Annotated in this window: 19 protein-coding genes; 18 read left to right on the forward strand and 1 reads right to left on the reverse strand. The window is 31.2% G+C overall.

What is annotated here, in order from left to right:
* The first annotated feature begins 1 nt into the window (after position 1).
* The 10 genes from ftsY to OCU47_RS07890 all read left to right on the forward strand — a co-directional run bounded on the left by ftsY (position 2) and on the right by OCU47_RS07890 (position 6,791).
* The gene (gene ftsY, locus OCU47_RS07845; protein WP_261828045.1) at positions 2 to 910 is read left to right on the forward strand and encodes a signal recognition particle-docking protein FtsY; all 909 of its coding nucleotides are present in this window, start codon (positions 2 to 4) and stop codon (positions 908 to 910) included.
* Positions 911 to 990: 80 nt separating this feature from the next.
* Positions 991 to 1,329, forward strand: coding sequence for a putative DNA-binding protein (locus OCU47_RS07850; RefSeq protein WP_261828046.1), 339 nt, complete (start codon positions 991 to 993; stop codon positions 1,327 to 1,329).
* A gap of 10 nt (positions 1,330 to 1,339) precedes the next feature.
* Positions 1,340 to 2,695, forward strand: a complete 1,356-nt coding sequence (gene ffh / locus OCU47_RS07855; RefSeq protein ID WP_261828047.1) for a signal recognition particle protein — start codon at positions 1,340 to 1,342, stop codon at positions 2,693 to 2,695.
* A 46-nt stretch (positions 2,696 to 2,741) separates the two neighbouring features.
* Entirely contained in the window at positions 2,742 to 2,990 is a 249-nt protein-coding gene (gene rpsP / locus OCU47_RS07860) for a 30S ribosomal protein S16 (protein ID WP_261828048.1), read from the forward strand.
* 50 nt (positions 2,991 to 3,040) lie between these two features.
* Positions 3,041 to 3,268, forward strand: coding sequence for a KH domain-containing protein (locus OCU47_RS07865; protein ID WP_261828049.1), 228 nt, complete (start codon positions 3,041 to 3,043; stop codon positions 3,266 to 3,268).
* A gap of 57 nt (positions 3,269 to 3,325) precedes the next feature.
* On the forward strand, positions 3,326 to 3,826 hold the full coding sequence (gene rimM / locus OCU47_RS07870; protein ID WP_261828050.1) for a ribosome maturation factor RimM: 501 nt from the start codon (positions 3,326 to 3,328) through the stop codon (positions 3,824 to 3,826).
* Complete coding sequence (trmD, locus tag OCU47_RS07875; RefSeq protein ID WP_261828051.1) at positions 3,816 to 4,532, forward strand: tRNA (guanosine(37)-N1)-methyltransferase TrmD; 717 nt, start codon at positions 3,816 to 3,818, stop codon at positions 4,530 to 4,532. The genes rimM and trmD overlap by 11 nt, the downstream gene beginning before the upstream one ends.
* 128 nt (positions 4,533 to 4,660) lie before the next feature.
* Positions 4,661 to 5,011 carry a 50S ribosomal protein L19 gene (gene rplS, locus OCU47_RS07880; RefSeq protein ID WP_261828052.1) on the forward strand — a complete coding sequence of 117 codons (351 nt, stop codon included), beginning with the start codon at positions 4,661 to 4,663 and terminating at the stop codon, positions 5,009 to 5,011.
* A gap of 104 nt (positions 5,012 to 5,115) precedes the next feature.
* On the forward strand, positions 5,116 to 5,958 hold the full coding sequence (gene ylqF / locus OCU47_RS07885) for a ribosome biogenesis GTPase YlqF (protein WP_261828053.1): 843 nt from the start codon (positions 5,116 to 5,118) through the stop codon (positions 5,956 to 5,958).
* A gap of 11 nt (positions 5,959 to 5,969) precedes the next feature.
* Positions 5,970 to 6,791 (forward strand): ribonuclease HII, encoded by an 822-nt coding sequence (locus tag OCU47_RS07890; protein ID WP_261828054.1) that lies wholly within the window; start codon positions 5,970 to 5,972, stop codon positions 6,789 to 6,791.
* Positions 6,792 to 6,886: 95 nt separating this feature from the next.
* On the opposite strand, the gene OCU47_RS07895 is transcribed toward OCU47_RS07890, so the two are convergent.
* Positions 6,887 to 7,255: a YraN family protein gene (locus tag OCU47_RS07895; protein WP_261828055.1), complete on the reverse strand. Its 369-nt coding sequence runs from the start codon at positions 7,253 to 7,255 to the stop codon at positions 6,887 to 6,889.
* A 94-nt stretch (positions 7,256 to 7,349) separates the two neighbouring features.
* Here OCU47_RS07895 and OCU47_RS07900 point away from each other — a divergent pair, with 94 nt between their 5' ends.
* The 8 genes from OCU47_RS07900 to frr all read left to right on the forward strand — a co-directional run bounded on the left by OCU47_RS07900 (position 7,350) and on the right by frr (position 16,311).
* Complete coding sequence (locus OCU47_RS07900; protein WP_261828056.1) at positions 7,350 to 8,888, forward strand: YifB family Mg chelatase-like AAA ATPase; 1,539 nt, start codon at positions 7,350 to 7,352, stop codon at positions 8,886 to 8,888.
* A gap of 2 nt (positions 8,889 to 8,890) precedes the next feature.
* Positions 8,891 to 9,955, forward strand: coding sequence for a DNA-processing protein DprA (gene dprA, locus OCU47_RS07905; protein WP_261828057.1), 1,065 nt, complete (start codon positions 8,891 to 8,893; stop codon positions 9,953 to 9,955).
* Between the two features lie 54 nt (positions 9,956 to 10,009).
* A complete protein-coding gene (gene topA / locus OCU47_RS07910; RefSeq protein WP_261828058.1) occupies positions 10,010 to 12,103 on the forward strand; it encodes a type I DNA topoisomerase in 2,094 nt (697 codons plus the stop codon).
* Between the two features lie 118 nt (positions 12,104 to 12,221).
* Entirely contained in the window at positions 12,222 to 12,998 is a 777-nt protein-coding gene (gene codY, locus OCU47_RS07915; RefSeq protein ID WP_261828059.1) for a GTP-sensing pleiotropic transcriptional regulator CodY, read from the forward strand.
* Positions 12,999 to 13,250: 252 nt separating this feature from the next.
* Positions 13,251 to 13,952 (forward strand): 30S ribosomal protein S2, encoded by a 702-nt coding sequence (gene rpsB, locus OCU47_RS07920; RefSeq protein ID WP_261828060.1) that lies wholly within the window; start codon positions 13,251 to 13,253, stop codon positions 13,950 to 13,952.
* 74 nt (positions 13,953 to 14,026) lie between these two features.
* Entirely contained in the window at positions 14,027 to 14,941 is a 915-nt protein-coding gene (gene tsf / locus OCU47_RS07925) for a translation elongation factor Ts (RefSeq protein ID WP_261828061.1), read from the forward strand.
* 76 nt (positions 14,942 to 15,017) lie between these two features.
* On the forward strand, positions 15,018 to 15,731 hold the full coding sequence (pyrH, locus tag OCU47_RS07930; protein ID WP_261828062.1) for a UMP kinase: 714 nt from the start codon (positions 15,018 to 15,020) through the stop codon (positions 15,729 to 15,731).
* A gap of 22 nt (positions 15,732 to 15,753) precedes the next feature.
* A complete protein-coding gene (frr, locus tag OCU47_RS07935; protein WP_261828063.1) occupies positions 15,754 to 16,311 on the forward strand; it encodes a ribosome recycling factor in 558 nt (185 codons plus the stop codon).
* Positions 16,312 to 16,314 lie beyond the last annotated feature (3 nt).

The following is a 16,314-nucleotide window of genomic DNA, read 5'->3' on the forward strand; positions in this document are numbered from 1 at the left end:
TATGTTCGGAGGAATATTTGATAAGCTTAAGCAAGGATTAACCAAAACAAGAGACTCATTCACAGACAAAATTAATGAGGTATTAAATTTAGCTGTAACCATTGATGAAGACTTATATGAGGAATTAGAGGAAATTTTAATTACTTCTGATATTGGAATGGATACTACAATTGAGATAATAAAGAGACTTAAAGAAAAGATACGAGAAGAAAAGATTAATGATCCAGCAGAGGTAAGACCTTGTTTAAAAAGAGTAATTACAGAAATGTTATTGCAAGGTGATGACAGAAAACCTGAAGGAGATAAGCATGTATTACTTATTATAGGGGTTAATGGAGTTGGTAAAACTACATCTATAGGAAAACTTGCAGCTAAAAATAAGGCAGAAGGAAAGAAAGTGCTTCTTGCAGCAGCGGATACTTTTAGAGCTGCTGCTATTGATCAATTAGAAATTTGGAGCAAGCGTGCTGATGTGGATATAGTTAAACATCAAGAAGGTTCGGACCCTGCAGCAGTAGTATTTGATGCGATACAAGCAGCTAAATCAAGAAATGTTGATCTTCTTATTTGTGATACTGCAGGTAGACTTCATAACAAAAAAAATCTAATGAATGAATTAGAAAAAATAAATAGAATTTTGGATAGAGAATATTCTGACGCTACAAAAGAAACTTTATTGGTATTAGATGCAACTACAGGTCAAAACGCTGTTATACAAGCTCAGCAATTTATGGAATCTTGTCCTATAGACGGTATAATCTTAACAAAACTTGATGGTACTGCTAAGGGTGGAGTAGTAATTGCTATTAAAAACTCTTTAGATATACCTGTGAGATATATTGGTGTTGGAGAAGGTGTTGAGGATCTGCAAGAATTTGATGCTGAAAGCTTTAGTGAAGCTTTATTCTAAAAAAAATAAAGTGTTAAGTAAAAATACTTGACACTTTATTTATAATTTGATATTATAATTTTTGTGAGTTGGTGATTTATATGGAAGATAGATTTGAAGTGTCCATATTACTTGATTTTTATGGAACACTATTAACTGATAAACAAATAGATATTATGAATATGTATTTTAATGAAGACTTATCTCTTGGGGAGATAGCTGAAATCAATGAAACAAGTCGTCAGGCCATTCATGATTCTATAAAAAGATGCTATAAGCAACTAAAAAATCATGAAGATAAATTGAAACTTAAAGAAAAATATCTTAATAAAAAAACAGAAAAAGAAAATTTAATGAAAGAATTATCTAAAGTTGAAAGCATAGATAATGATTTACTTGAATATATTGATAAGAAATTAGAATTAATCATTAATATATAGGAGGGCGAACATGGCTTTTGAAAATTTATCATCAAAATTGCAAGAAACTTTCAAAAAGTTAAAAGGTAAAGGTAAAATTTCCGAAAAAGATTTAAAAGAAGCCATGAGAGAAGTTAAGCTAGCCTTACTTGAAGCTGATGTTAACTACAAAGTGGTAAAAGAATTTATCAGTAGCGTAAAGGACAAGTGTCTAGGTGCTAATGTTCTTGAAAGCTTAACACCAGGTCAACAGGTTATTAAGATAGTTAATGATGAGTTGACTACACTTATGGGAACCTCAGAAAGTAAACTTAATTTTTCTGATACAGGCATAACCGTTGTTATGATGGTTGGTTTACAAGGTGCTGGTAAAACTACAATGTGTGGTAAATTAGCATTGAATATGAGAAAGAAAAACAAGAAACCTCTTTTGGTAGCTTGTGATATATATAGACCTGCAGCTATTAAGCAGTTGCAAGTAGTTGGAAGTCAAATAGATATACCAGTATTCTCAATGGGAGATAAGGTTAAAGCAGTTGATATTGCAAAAGCTGGTGTAGCTCATGCAAAAGATCAAGGATATAACTTTGTAATTATAGATACTGCTGGTAGACTTCATATTGATGATGACTTAATGGGAGAGCTTAAGGATATTAAAGCAGAAGTTAAGCCTTCAGAAATACTTTTAGTAGTAGATTCTATGACAGGTCAAGATGCTGTAAATGTAGCTGAAACTTTCAATAATGAAATTGATGTTACAGGAGTTGTTTTGACAAAGCTAGATGGTGATACTAGAGGTGGAGCAGCTTTATCAATTAGACACATTACTAACAAGCCTATAAAGTTTGCTGGTATGGGTGAAAAGATGAATGATTTAGAAGTTTTCCATCCTGATAGAATGGCTTCTAGAATTCTTGGAATGGGTGATGTGCTTTCTTTAATTGAAAAGGCACAACAGTCCATAGATGAGAAAGAAGCAAAGCAGTTAACTGATAGGATGATGAATAATGATTTCAATTTTGAAGATTATTTAACTGCTATGGACCAAATGAAAAAGCTTGGGCCATTGAAAAAAGTTATGGAGATGATGCCTGGTGCAGGTGGCAAGGAGCTTGAAGGACTTGATTTAGAAGCTAGTGAAAAGCAACTTGATAAAACTAAAGCCATAATTCAATCAATGACACTTAAGGAAAGAAGAAATCCTTCACTAGTTGCAAGTTCTGCTCAAAGGAAAAAGAGGATTGCAAATGGATCAGGTTCTTCTATTCAAGAAGTCAATAAATTAATTAAAGGCTTCGAGATGATGAGAAAGAGTATGAAACAAATTAAAGGTCTACAGAAAAATGCTAAAAAAGGTCTATTTGGAAAAATGCCATTTTTTAAATAGATAATTATTTATAGAATATTTTATTCTGTTAAAGGAGGTGAAATAAATGGCAGTAAAGATAAGATTAAGAAGAATGGGTGCAAAGAAAGCTCCTTTCTACAGAGTAGTTGTAGCTGATTCAAGAAGCCCAAGAGATGGTAGATTCATCGAAGAAATAGGATATTACAATCCAATAGCTAAGCCAGAAGTTGAAGTTAAAATAGATGCTGAAAAGGCTGAAAAATGGTTAAATAACGGAGCTCAACCAACAGATGTTGTTAAGAGATTATTCGTTAAAGCAGGAATTAACAAGTAATAATACTTGGGAGGTGATTTCTGCTCTAGTATTTCTAGGTGCAGAGAGCTATGAAGGAATTAGTTGAGATTATAGCTAAATCACTAGTTGATAACCCATCTGCAGTTAGCGTGGCTGAAGTTCAAGGAGAGCAATCTCTAATTCTTGAATTAAAAGTTGCGCCTGAAGATATGGGTAAGGTGATAGGCAAACAAGGGAGAATAGCTAAGGCTATTAGAACAGTTGTCAAAGCTGCGGCCTTAAAGGAAAACAAAAGAGTTGTAGTAGAAATCATTTAAAAAAGAGTTAGGTTATTCCTAGCTCTTTTTGTACATACTTATTTCGAGGTGATTGATGTGAAAAAGCAATTTTTAAATATAGGTAAAGTAGTAAATACTCATGGCGTTAAGGGAGAAGTAAAAGTTATTCCATTAACTGAAGATATGAGAAGATTTGATGAACTTGAGGAAGTTTTAATTGGTGATGAAACTTATGCAATTGATGGATGTAAGTATCAAAAGGATAGAGTAATATTAAAGATTAGAGGGATTGATTCTATTGATGACACTGCCAAGATTAGAAATAAATATATAACAATTCCACGTGATCAAGCAATTGTATTACCAGAAGATACTTATTTTATTTCTGATTTAATTGGATGTAAAGTAGAAGATACTGATGGTTTCCAATACGGAAAGGTATATGATGTTATTCAAACAGGTAGTAATGACGTGTATTGGGTAAAAGGAAACAAGGAAATTTTAGTACCTGTACTTAAAGAAATTGTATTAGATATTAACATAGATTCAGAGTTAATAGTTATTAAACCTTCTGGAGAATGGCAAGATGAAGATTGATATTCTCACATTATTTCCAGAGATGTTCACAATATTTGATCATAGTATAATTGGAAGAGCTAAAGAAAATAAGATTTTAGATATAAACACATTAAATATAAGAGATTATACTTTAAATAAACATAAAAAAGTAGACGATTACCCTTATGGAGGAGGAGCTGGAATGTTAATGGCTCCTCAACCTATAGTTTCTTCTATACAAAAGGCTAGGGAAGATAACAAAGGAAAAGTTATTTTTCTAGGACCTAGAGGAAAAACTTTCAATCAAGAAATAGCTAATGAATTGAGCAAAGAAGAGGAACTTATTATTCTTTGTGGTCATTACGAAGGGATAGATGAAAGAGTTTATAAATATATAGATTTAGAATATTCTATGGGAGACTTTGTACTTACAGGAGGGGAAATGGCAGCTATACCTTTTATAGATAGTATATGTAGGCTGATTCCTGGTGTTTTGGCAAAAGATGAGAGCTTTCAAGATGAATCATTCTATAACGGACTATTAGAATATCCTCAATATACTAGACCACCCGTTTTTGAAGGTGATGAGGTACCTGAAGTTTTAATTTCAGGGCATCATGAGAAAATAAGATTGTGGAGAAAGAAACAATCACTTCTCATCACTAAAGCAAAAAGACCAGATTTGTTTGAGAAATATGAACTATCTAAGGAAGATAAAAAAATATTATATAATTTTAAAAAGTAAGTTGGAATAATTTAAAAACTTATTGCAAAGAATACAGTTTTATGTTAAAATATGCTTTGTGTTATTACATGCGTTCCGCTTTCATGTTTATGTTATGAGCGCACAATATATATTAGGAGGGAATACACATGAACGAAATATTAAGAGCTATTGAGCAAGAACAATTAAGAAAAGATTTACCTGAATTTGCTATTGGAGATACTGTTAAAGTATATCTAAAAATAAAAGAAGGTGAAAAAGAAAGAGTTCAAATGTTCGAAGGAACTGTTATTAAGAGACAAAACGGTGGAATAAGAGAAACATTTACTGTAAGAAGATTAGCTTACGGTACAGGAGTTGAAAGAACATTACCAGTTAACTCACCACTTATAGATAAATTAGAAGTAGTAAGAAAAGGTAAAGTTAGAAGAGCTAAGTTATTCTACTTAAGAGACAGAGTAGGTAAAGCTGCTAAAGTTAAAGAATTAATGACAAGATAGGTTTTAAAATTCAGGGGCTTTTTAAGCCCCGTTTTTTATTTTATAGAGTTTTTTAGTATTGATATTAAAATTATGAAAATAATTATATATAAAGGAGTGATTCTATGGCTATAAATTGGTTTCCTGGACATATGGTGAAAACTAAAAGAGCAATAAAGGAGAATTTAACCCTTGTAGACGCTGTAATAGAGATAAGAGATGCTAGAATACCTAGAGCTAGTGCTAACCCTGAAATAGATTCTCTATGTGGCAACAAACCTAGAATTATATTATTAAATAAATCTGATTTAAGTGATAAGAACATAACTAGAGCGTGGATGAATTCATTAACTAAAGAAAATGTTAGAGTTATAGAAATCAATAGTCTTAAAGGTGAAGGTATAAAACAAATAAAGCCTATACTTTTAGATTTATTAAAAGAAAAGCACGAAAGATTAAAGGCAAAAGGCTTGGTTAATATTGTTACTAGAGTTATGGTTGTTGGTATACCTAATGTTGGTAAATCAACTTTTATAAACAAAATGGCAAAGAATAATATTGCTAAAACTGGAGATAGACCAGGGGTAACAAAAACAAAACAATGGATAAAAACTTCTATAGGGATAGAACTTATGGATACACCAGGTATACTATGGCCTAAGTTTGAGGATGAAGATGTGGCATTAAATTTAGCTTTTACAGGTGCTATAAAAGACGAAATCATGGACACAGAGGAATTAGCATTTAAGTTAGTAGAAAGACTTATGAATATAAAACCTGATGCATTGGCTACAAGATATAAGCTAGATTCCTTAGATGAAGATCCTTTGGTTAATTTAGATAATATAGCTAGAAAGCGTGGCTGTATAATATCTGGAGGCAATATAGATTATAATAGAATATCAGCTATACTTTTAGATGAATTCAGAGGTGGAAAGATCGGTAATATTACCTTAGAGAGACCATAGAGGTGAAGCTTATGGATAATTTAATAAAAGATTTAAGAATTAACTTGGAAAAATACAATTTTGCTACATTAAAAGATAAACTAGCAGGTTTTAAAATCGAAAATGAAAATGTTCCTTTATTTCAAGAGTTAGTTGAAGTTCTAGGAAGTGATCCTAGAAAAAATGTTATTAGTTTATCAGAAAAATTGAATAGGCAATTACAAAAGTTTTTAAGTGAGAAGGATAGGGTTACAAGTATGTACCTATTTGATAAGTCTTTCGGAGATTTTTCATATGTTGCAGGAGTAGATGAGGTGGGCAGAGGTCCTTTGGCTGGCCCTATTGTAGCTGCAGCAGTGGTTTTGGATTTAAATTCTCTTAATGATATTATTCTTGAAATCAATGATTCAAAAAAATTATCTGAAATGAAAAGAGAAGAATTAGCTAAAATAATTAAAGAAAAGGCTGTAGATTATTCTCTTTCTCTTTGTGACAATAGAGAGATAGATGAACGAGGTATAGCTGTATGTAATAATGAAATTTTTATTAAAGCTATAAATGGACTAACGAAAGTTACTCCAGAACTGGTTCTATCTGATGGGTATCCAGTTAGAAATATAAGCATTTTGAATAAGTTTGTAATAAAGGGAGATACAAAAAGTGCTTCCATAGCTTGTGCTTCAATTATCGCTAAAGTTTATAGAGATAATATAATGAAGGAATATGCTAAAAAATATCCTGAATATGATTTTGAAAATAATGTTGGCTATGGTACAGGTAAGCATGTTAACGCTATAAAAAATGTAGGTGTTACAGAAATTCATAGGCTGTCATTTTTAAAGAATATACTGTAAAAACAAGTTTAATAAAAGAATTTATGAGTTTAAGATATCATAAATTCTTTTATTTTTTTATGTAGTTAAAGAGAAATTAACTAATTGCAATAGAATTAAATACTATATACATTTTCTAAATGATTAATCTTATATGAATTATCATTAATAGAAAAGATAATTTCCACAACATCAAATCTAATATTTAGATTATTAATTTTGTTTTCAAGCAAGTACCAATTACATATCTTATAAATTCTATTTAATTTTTTGTGTGTCACCGCTTCCATAGGGTAACCGTAATTTAGGTTGTATCTGGATTTTACCTCGACAAAGCATAAAATATTGTCTTTCGATAAAATTATATCAATTTCTCCTAAAGGGCATCTGTAATTTGATTCTTTTATATTATATCCTTTCTTACAAAGAAATTCTTTTGCAAGAAATTCTCCTTCGTTTCCAATATCTTTATTGTATTTTTTCATGTTATCTCCTATACACACTATTTTTTATTATTATGTACCTAAAATGATTAAACGAAACTATATTTGGTCAATAATGTGCATAGAGGTGATTAAAATGTCAGTAATTATAAAAAGTTCCACTTTTAATGGACTTCAGGGAGTGGAGATAAGTGTTGAAATAGACATTAGTAGAGGCTTACCTTCCTTTTATATAGTAGGGTTGCCAGATACAACTGTTAAGGAGTCTAGAGAACGAGTTAGAGCTGCAATATTAAATTCGGGTTATGATTTTCCGCTAGGAAGAATAGTGGTAAATTTAGCCCCGGCAGATCTTAAAAAGATAGGTTCTCTTTTAGATTTGCCAATTGCTATAGGGATTTTGATTCAAAGTGGGCAAATTTGTGCAAACAATTTAAAAAAGTTTATTTTAGTAGGTGAACTAGCTCTAGATGGTAGTTTAAGAAAAGTAAATGGAGTATTACCGGTGGTTCTTAATGGAGTGTCAAATTTAGTAGATTCGTTTATTATACCTCAAGAAAATTGTCAAGAAGCTACATTGGTAAAGCAGGCTAATATTTTTCCGATGAATAGTTTAAAACAAGTGGCTGAATTTTTAATTAATGAAGATTTACTGCCTGCAGAAAATAATAATAACTTTGCTGATAGTGAAGAAGAATTTGTAGATTTCAATGATGTATTTGGGCAAGAAGAAGCAAAGAGAGCTTTACAAATTGCAGCTGCGGGTAATCACAATATTATTTTATATGGTCCACCAGGTTGCGGAAAAACTATGTTAGCTAAGAGATTGCCATCCATATTACCAGAACTTAAAGATGAGGATTACATTGAAATCACAAAAATATATAGTGTTTCTGGATTGCTAGATTCTAAAACTCCAATAATAAATAAGAGACCATTCAGAAATCCTCATCATACAACTACACGCATAAAATTAGTAGGTGGGGGAAGGGAGCTGAAACCAGGTGAAGTTACTCTTGCACACAATGGCGTTCTATTCCTAGATGAACTTCCAGAGTTTGAGAAAGTATCGCTGGAATCATTAAGAGAGCCATTAGAGGATAAATCAATAAGTATTTCTAGAATAAGTGGTAACGTAATGTATCCAGCAAATTTTATATTTTTAGCAGCGATGAATATGTGTCCATGTGGAAGATATCTTAATGAGGATACAAATAGTGGCTGTACATGTACAGATTCGGAAAGAAAAAGGTATATAAATAGAGTATCAAAGGCTGTACTAGATAGAATTGATATGTTTATTTATGTTCCATCAATAAAATTTAACTCCTTGGTTAAAGGAACTCAGAATTTGGGATCTGAAGAAATGAAGCGAAAAGTAGCAAAGGCTGTAGAAATTCAAAATAAGCGATTTTCTACAAGAAAAGATATAAAATTCAACTCTGAACTTTCTCATAAGGATATCTTAAATAGTATAATAAAGAATAATAAAAATGAATTAGAGAAGTTTCTAGAAACTATCTATGGGAGATTTAATCTAAGTACTAGAGGGGTAGATAAAATACTAAGATTAGCTAGAACTATTTCGGATTTAGATCAATGTGAGTATGTAGAGAAGAAGCATATAATAGAGGCGTTAAATTATAGAAGATTCATTGATGGTGAGGTTATATAGGTATGGATAAAGTTAATTTTTATAAGCATAAATTATTTCTAACGGACATTACAAATGATGAAAAATTGAAAATACTCAAGAGAATATATAATGAAGAAATTTTATTTTTCGCTGAAGATTACGAAATAAAAAAAGAATGGGATAAAATATCTGATGAGCAGGTAGTAAAGTTATATGATTTCATTTTAAAACGAGGTATAAAATATATTACGCGTGAAGATGAAGATTATCCAGAAAACCTAGTTTATACCTATTCTCCACCCTGTGTATTGTTTTATAAAGGAGATATAGATATTATCAGAAATGGAGGCCATAATATATCTATAATTGGATCAAGAGATTGTACAGAGTATGGAATTAGGGTTACTGAATTTATTTGTAAGAAATTAAGTGACTATAAAGTTAATATTATTAGTGGAGGAGCTAGAGGGATAGATTCTATTGCCCATAGATGCTGTCTTGAATATGGAGGCAAAACTATAAGTGTATTAGGTAATGGGCTATCTGTATGTTATCCTAGAAACAATAGGGAGTTGTTCAAACAAATTAGTAATAATGGATGCTTAATAAGTGAATTCCTGCCTGATGAACCATCAAAGGCATGTAATTTTCCAAGGAGAAATAGAATAATAGCTGGGTTGTGTGATACATTAATAGTAGTAGAAGGTGGAGAAAGAAGTGGTACATCCATTACAACTACTTTTGCTTTAAATCAAAATAAAGAAATATTTGCAGTACCAGGATCTATATTTGCACCTAAGAGTAAAGGACCTAATAAATTAATGGGTGATGGAGCTCATACATTATATGATGTAGATGTGATGATTGAAAGATTAAATCTTACTTGTATTACTTCGCAAAAAGAATATAATAATATTTTAAAAGATAGTAATAATAGGCTAAAACAGATTATTTTCAAGGTATTAACTCAAGAACCAATGCATATTAATGACATAATTAGGAATGTAAATATTGACACAGCATTAATTTATGAGGTATTATTTGAATTGCAATTTAAAAAAGAAATTGTTTTACTACCAGGAAATTATTATGCACGAATTAATTAGATAGATTTAAGGGGGTGAATACCCGATAATATTATATATTTCGGGATTAATGATATGGGACAAAAGTTAGTAATAGTTGAATCACCAGCAAAGGCAAAAACCATTGGAAAGTATCTGGGTAAAAATTTCGTAGTAGAAGCTTCTATGGGGCATGTAAGAGATTTGCCTAAAAGTCAACTAGGAGTGGATGTAGAAAATAATTTCAATCCTAAATACATCACTATAAGAGGAAAAGGTGACTTATTAGATAAATTAAAAAAATTAGCAAAAAAATGTGATAAAGTTTATTTGGCAACTGACCCCGATAGAGAAGGGGAAGCTATATCATGGCATTTAGCTAATGTATTAAAAATAGATGGTTCAGAAAAATGTAGAATTGAATTTAATGAAGTAACTAAAAATGCAATTAAAAATTCAATAAAGAGTCCTAGAGAAATAGATAAAAATCTTGTAGATGCTCAACAGGCTCGAAGAGTTTTAGATAGATTAGTGGGATATCAAATAAGTCCTCTTCTATGGAGAAATGTTAAATGGGGTCTTAGTGCAGGAAGAGTTCAATCTGCAGCATTAAAGTTGATTTGTGATAGAGAAGAAGAAATAAGTAAATTTGAACCAAAAGAATTTTGGACTATAGACTGCAGTTTTAGTAAGGATAAAAATATAATCAATTCAAAGTTAGTATCATATAAAAGTAAAAAAATAGAATTAAATAATGAAGCAGAGGCAACTAAAGTAATATCAGATTTGAAAAGCAATGATTTTATAGTTGATAAGATGAAAAAAGGTGAAAAACAGAAAAATCCATTGCCACCATTTACTACTTCAACTTTGCAACAGGATGCAAGTAGAAAATTGAATTTTACAACTAAGAAGACAATGTCATTAGCTCAGCAGCTATATGAAGGTGTTGAAGTAAAGGGTCATGGTACAATTGGTCTTATTACTTATATGAGAACAGACTCTGTTAGAATTTCAGCTGAGGCTTCAGAAAATGCAAAAAATTATATTAAGGATAACTTTGGTGATAAATATGCATTAGAAACACCAAGAGCCTTTAAGGGAAAGAAAAATATACAAGATGCACATGAAGCTATAAGACCAACTTATATAGATATTACACCAGAGGTAGCACAAGAAAGCCTTACAAAGGATCAATATAAATTATATACTTTAATTTGGAAAAGGTTTATAGCTTGTCAGATGACTGCTTGCGTGTTAAATACTAATTCAATTGAAATAAAAAATGGGGATTATAAATTTAGGGCTTCTGGAGCAACAATAAAATTTGATGGTTTTATGAAGGTGTATGAATATATAGGGGAAGATGATGAAGAGTCAGGCTTATTACCAGAACTCAAAGAAAGTGAAGTATTAAATGTCCATAAATTAGATAGTAAACAACATTTTACTCAACCACCAGCAAGATATACTGAAGCTTCTTTCGTTAAGTTACTAGAAGAAAAGGGAATAGGAAGACCAAGTACTTATGTACCAACTATTTCTACACTACTAGATAGAAAATATGTACAAAGAGAAAAAAAGAATTTAGAGGCAACAGAACTAGGTGTGATTGTAAATGATATTGTTAGTAAGTTCTTTAAGCAAATTGTTGATATAGATTTTACAGCTTCAATGGAATCAAAACTTGATGCAGTTGAAGAGGGCACAGAGGCTTGGACTAAAATTGTTGAAGATTTCTTCACACCATTAAGTGAAGCTATTGAAATTGCTGAAAAAGAAATTTCAAAAGTTGTTATAGAAGATAAGGTTAGCGATGTACCTTGCGATAAATGTGGCAGAATGATGGTAATAAAACACGGGCGATTTGGCGATTTCTTAGCTTGTCCTGGATATCCTGAATGTCAAAATACTAAAGCTATAGTAGAAGAGGTAGAAGCACCTTGTCCAAAATGCGGAGGGAAAGTTGTAGCTAAAAGAAGTAAAAAGGGTAGAAAATTCTTTGGATGTTCTAATTACCCTAACTGTGATTTTGTAAGCTGGTATGAACCTGCAAAAGAAAAATGTCCTGAATGTGGATCTGTTATGGTGAAAAAGTATTCTAAAACTTTAGGGAATCATATTGAATGCGTAAATAAAGAATGCAAGCATAAAATTGTTATTGAAACAGAAAATGGAATGTCGAAATAAATAATAATAGGTTGAATATGTTAATTCTATGTGGTATGATGGAATTGTCGAGTTGATTTTGAATATTAAATAAATTTTGAAAATTCAAACAATATAAGAGATTCGGGGGAGGAATTACATGTCAACGCTATTAGATAAGACAAGAAGATTAAATAAAATCTTGCAAAAAACGGGGACAGAACAGTTAGCCTTTAGTGATATCTGTAAATTACTTAGTGAAGTGCTACAATGTAACGTATATATTGCTAGTAGAAAGGGAAAAGTTATTGGCTTTACTTTTTTAGAAGGGTTTCAATGTAAAGTCATGAGAGAAAAAGTAACTGAAGATAAAAGATTTCCAGAAGATTATAATCATAAACTATTGGAAATCAATGAAACTTTAGCTAATCTTAATAGCCAAGGAGATTGTGTATTTGCAGATGAAGGTAAATGTGAAATGCAAGGAAAGATATCAACCATAGTTCCGATAATCGGAAATGGTGAGAGACTTGGAACATTAATTTTAGCAAGGTTTAACTGTCCATTTACCGATGAAGACTTAGTGTTATCAGAATATTCAGCTACAATTGTTGGATTAGAAATATTAAGATCTAAAAAAGATGAAATAGAAGAAGATGCTAGAAAGAAAGCTGTGGTTCAACTTGCTATAGGAACATTATCTTATTCTGAATTAGAAGCTGTGGAGCATATATTTAATGAGCTTAACGGTGATGAAGGATTGCTAGTAGCATCTAAAATAGCAGATAAAGTTGGAATAACAAGATCAGTTATTGTAAATGCACTTAGAAAGTTTGAAAGTGCAGGAGTAATAGAGTCAAGAAGTTTAGGAATGAAGGGAACTCACATAAAGATCCTTAATGATAAATTATTAGAAGAACTTAAAAATATACATTAGTAGAATAATTAGCATAAGAGTTGATAAAAATAGGTAGATAGGTAACTTTCTATCTATTTTTATATTTTTTAATATATTATAATAGTTTAAAAAATATATTGCTTGTAGAAAAAGCATATGATATACTATTTTAGGTAAGAAAATACACACATTATCTCGTTTATAGATTGGTGCCAAGATAAGTACAACGGTCTTGGAATTTCTATAAGAATGGAGATAGTGGAGGATTAACCAAATTTAGGAGGGTACAACATGTCAGTAATATCAATGAAACAATTATTAGAAGCTGGTGTTCACTTTGGACATCAAACAAGAAGATGGAACCCTAAGATGGCTCCATATATATTCACAGAAAGAAACGGAATATATATAATAGATCTTCAAAAGACAGTTAAAAAAGTAGAAGAAGCTTATGACTTCATAAAAGAAGTTTCAGTAGAAGGAAAAGATATTCTTTTCGTTGGAACTAAAAAGCAAGCTCAAGAAGCAATTCAAGAAGAAGCAGTTAGATGTAATATGCACTTTGTTAACAACAGATGGTTAGGTGGAATGTTAACTAACTTTAAGACAATAAAAGGTAGAATTAACAGACTTGCTGAATTACACCAAATGGAAGAGGATGGAACATTCGAAGTTCTTCCTAAGAAAGAAGTTATCAAATTAAAGGGTGAAATGGAAAAATTAGAAAAGAATTTAGGTGGTATCAAAAACTTAGATTCAACTAATATAGGAGCTATATTTATAGTAGATCCAAGAAAAGAAAGAAATACTATTTTAGAAGCAAAAATATTAGGAATACCAGTAGTAGCTATAGTAGATACTAACTGTGATCCAGATGATGTTGACTATGTAATTCCAGGAAATGATGATGCTATAAGAGCTGTTAAATTAATAGCTGGAAAAATGGCAGACGCTATTATTGAAGGAAGACAAGGTGAGCAATTAGCTGAGTAATTTTTTTCACTCTAAGGTAGATGAAGAAATCTTCATTTACCTTTTCACCAACAATTTGAAGGAGGAATTATTAAATGATAACTGCACAATTAGTTAAGGAATTAAGAGAAAGAACTAGCGCTGGAATGATGGACTGTAAAAAAGCATTAACAGAATCAAACGGCGATATGGAAAAAGCTATAGAAATATTAAGAGAAAAAGGTCTTGCAGCTGCTGCTAAAAAAGCAGGTAGAGTTGCTGCTGAAGGTATCGTTAAGACTTATGTTTCAGAAGATAAGAAATCAGCAGGTATAGTTGAATTAAACTGCGAAACAGATTTCGTTGCTGCTAATGAAGAGTTTGTTGCTTTCGCTGCTAAATTAGCTGAAATGGCTGCAAAAACTAAGGCTACAAAGATAGAAGAATTTGTTGCTGAAAAATTCAATGCAGAACAAACAGTTCAAGAAGCTTTAACAGCTTTAATAGCTAAACTTGGAGAAAACATGAATGTAAGAAGATTTGAAACACTTACAGTTGAAAATGGTTTAATCCAAAGCTATATTCATGGTGGTGGAAGAATAGGAGTTCTTGTAGAATTAGGATCTGCTGTAGTAAATCCAGTTGTAGAAGAAGTTGCAAAGGATTTAGCTATGCAAGTTGCTGCTGCTAACCCATTATTCTTAAACAAAGAATCTGTTGATACTGAATCAGTAGAAAAAGAAAAAGAAATCTTTAGAGTTCAAGCTTTGAATGAAGGAAAGCCAGAAAATATCGTTGAAAAAATGGTAGTTGGAAGAGTTCAAAAATACTACAAAGAAGTTTGTTTAGTAGAACAACTTTGGGTTAAAGATTCAACTAAGACTATTACTAAATATGTAGAAGAAAAGTCTAAAGAAGTTGGTTCTCAAATTACAGTTAATAAGTTTGTAAGATTCGAAAGAGGAGAAGGCATCGAAAAGGAAGAAGAAGATTTCGCTGCTGAAGTTGCTAGACAAGTAAAAGGTAACTAGAAAAGAGGACACTAAGTGTTCTCTTTTTTTAAAATAGACTCATTAAAATAAATTTATCTAAAATGGAGGTTGACGTATGGAATCTTGTAAGTATAAGAGAGTTATATTAAAACTATCAGGGGAAGCTTTGGCTGGAACTAACGGTTTTGGTATTGACTTTAATGTAGCACAAAGAATTGCTGGAGAAATAAAACAATTAGTTGATTTAGGTGTGGAAGTTGGCACTGTAGTTGGTGGCGGAAACATTTGGAGAGGCAGAAGTGGTGAAGGTATGGATAGAACCACAGCTGACTACATGGGAATGCTTGCAACTTGTATTAACGCTCTAGCACTTCAAGATTCACTAGAATCAGCTGGAGTAAAAACAAGAGTTCAAACTGCTATAGACATGAAACAAGTGGCTGAACCTTTTATTAGAAGAAGAGCTATGAGACATTTAGAAAAGGGTAGAGTTGTAATATTTGCTGCTGGAACAGGAAATCCATATTTTTCAACTGATACTACTGCAGCATTAAGAGCAGCTGAAATTGAAGCAGATGTGATTCTTCTTGCAAAGAAAGTTGATGGCGTATATGATAAGGATCCACACAAGTATGATGATGCAAAGAAATTTGATACATTAACTCATATGGAAGTTCTAGAAAAAGGCCTGCAAGTAATGGATTCTACAGCTACCTCATTATGTATGGATAATAATATTCCTATATTAGTTTTCGGGTTAGATGAACCTGGTAATATTCAAAAAGCAATAAAAGGAGAAAAGATTGGAACATTAGTTTCATCTAAGTAAGGAGTTAAAAAGGAGATAATTTATGATTAAAGATATTATAAAATTAGCTGAAGAAAAAATGACTAAAACAGTTTCTGTTTTACAATCAGATCTTTCTACTATGAAAGCTGGAAGAGCTAATCCAACTATGTTAGATAGAATACAAGTTGATTACTATGGAAGCATGTGTTCTATTAATCAAGTAGCTAATGTTGCTGCTCCAGAGCCAAGAATGCTAGTAATCACTCCTTGGGAGAAGCCATTACTAAAAGAAATCGAAAAAGCAATATTAAAATCTGATTTGGGAATTAATCCTAATAGTGATGGTTCTGTAATCAGACTAGTAGTTCCAGAATTAACTGAAGAAACAAGAAAAAATCTTGTTAAAACAGTAAAGAAAACTGGAGAGGATGCTAAGGTTGCAATTAGATCAATAAGAAGAGATGCTAATGATAAGATTAAATCTCTTAAGAAAGAATTAGATTTATCAGAAGATGAAATCAAAAAAGGTGAAGATAGTATTCAAAAGGTTACTGATGGATTCATTAAAGAAATAGATAATATATTAACTTCTAAAGAAAAAGAAATTATGTCAATATAGGAC

The sequence above is a fragment of the Clostridium sp. TW13 genome, from assembly GCF_024345225.1.
In the GTDB taxonomy this organism is placed as follows: domain Bacteria; phylum Bacillota; class Clostridia; order Clostridiales; family Clostridiaceae; genus Inconstantimicrobium; species Inconstantimicrobium mannanitabidum.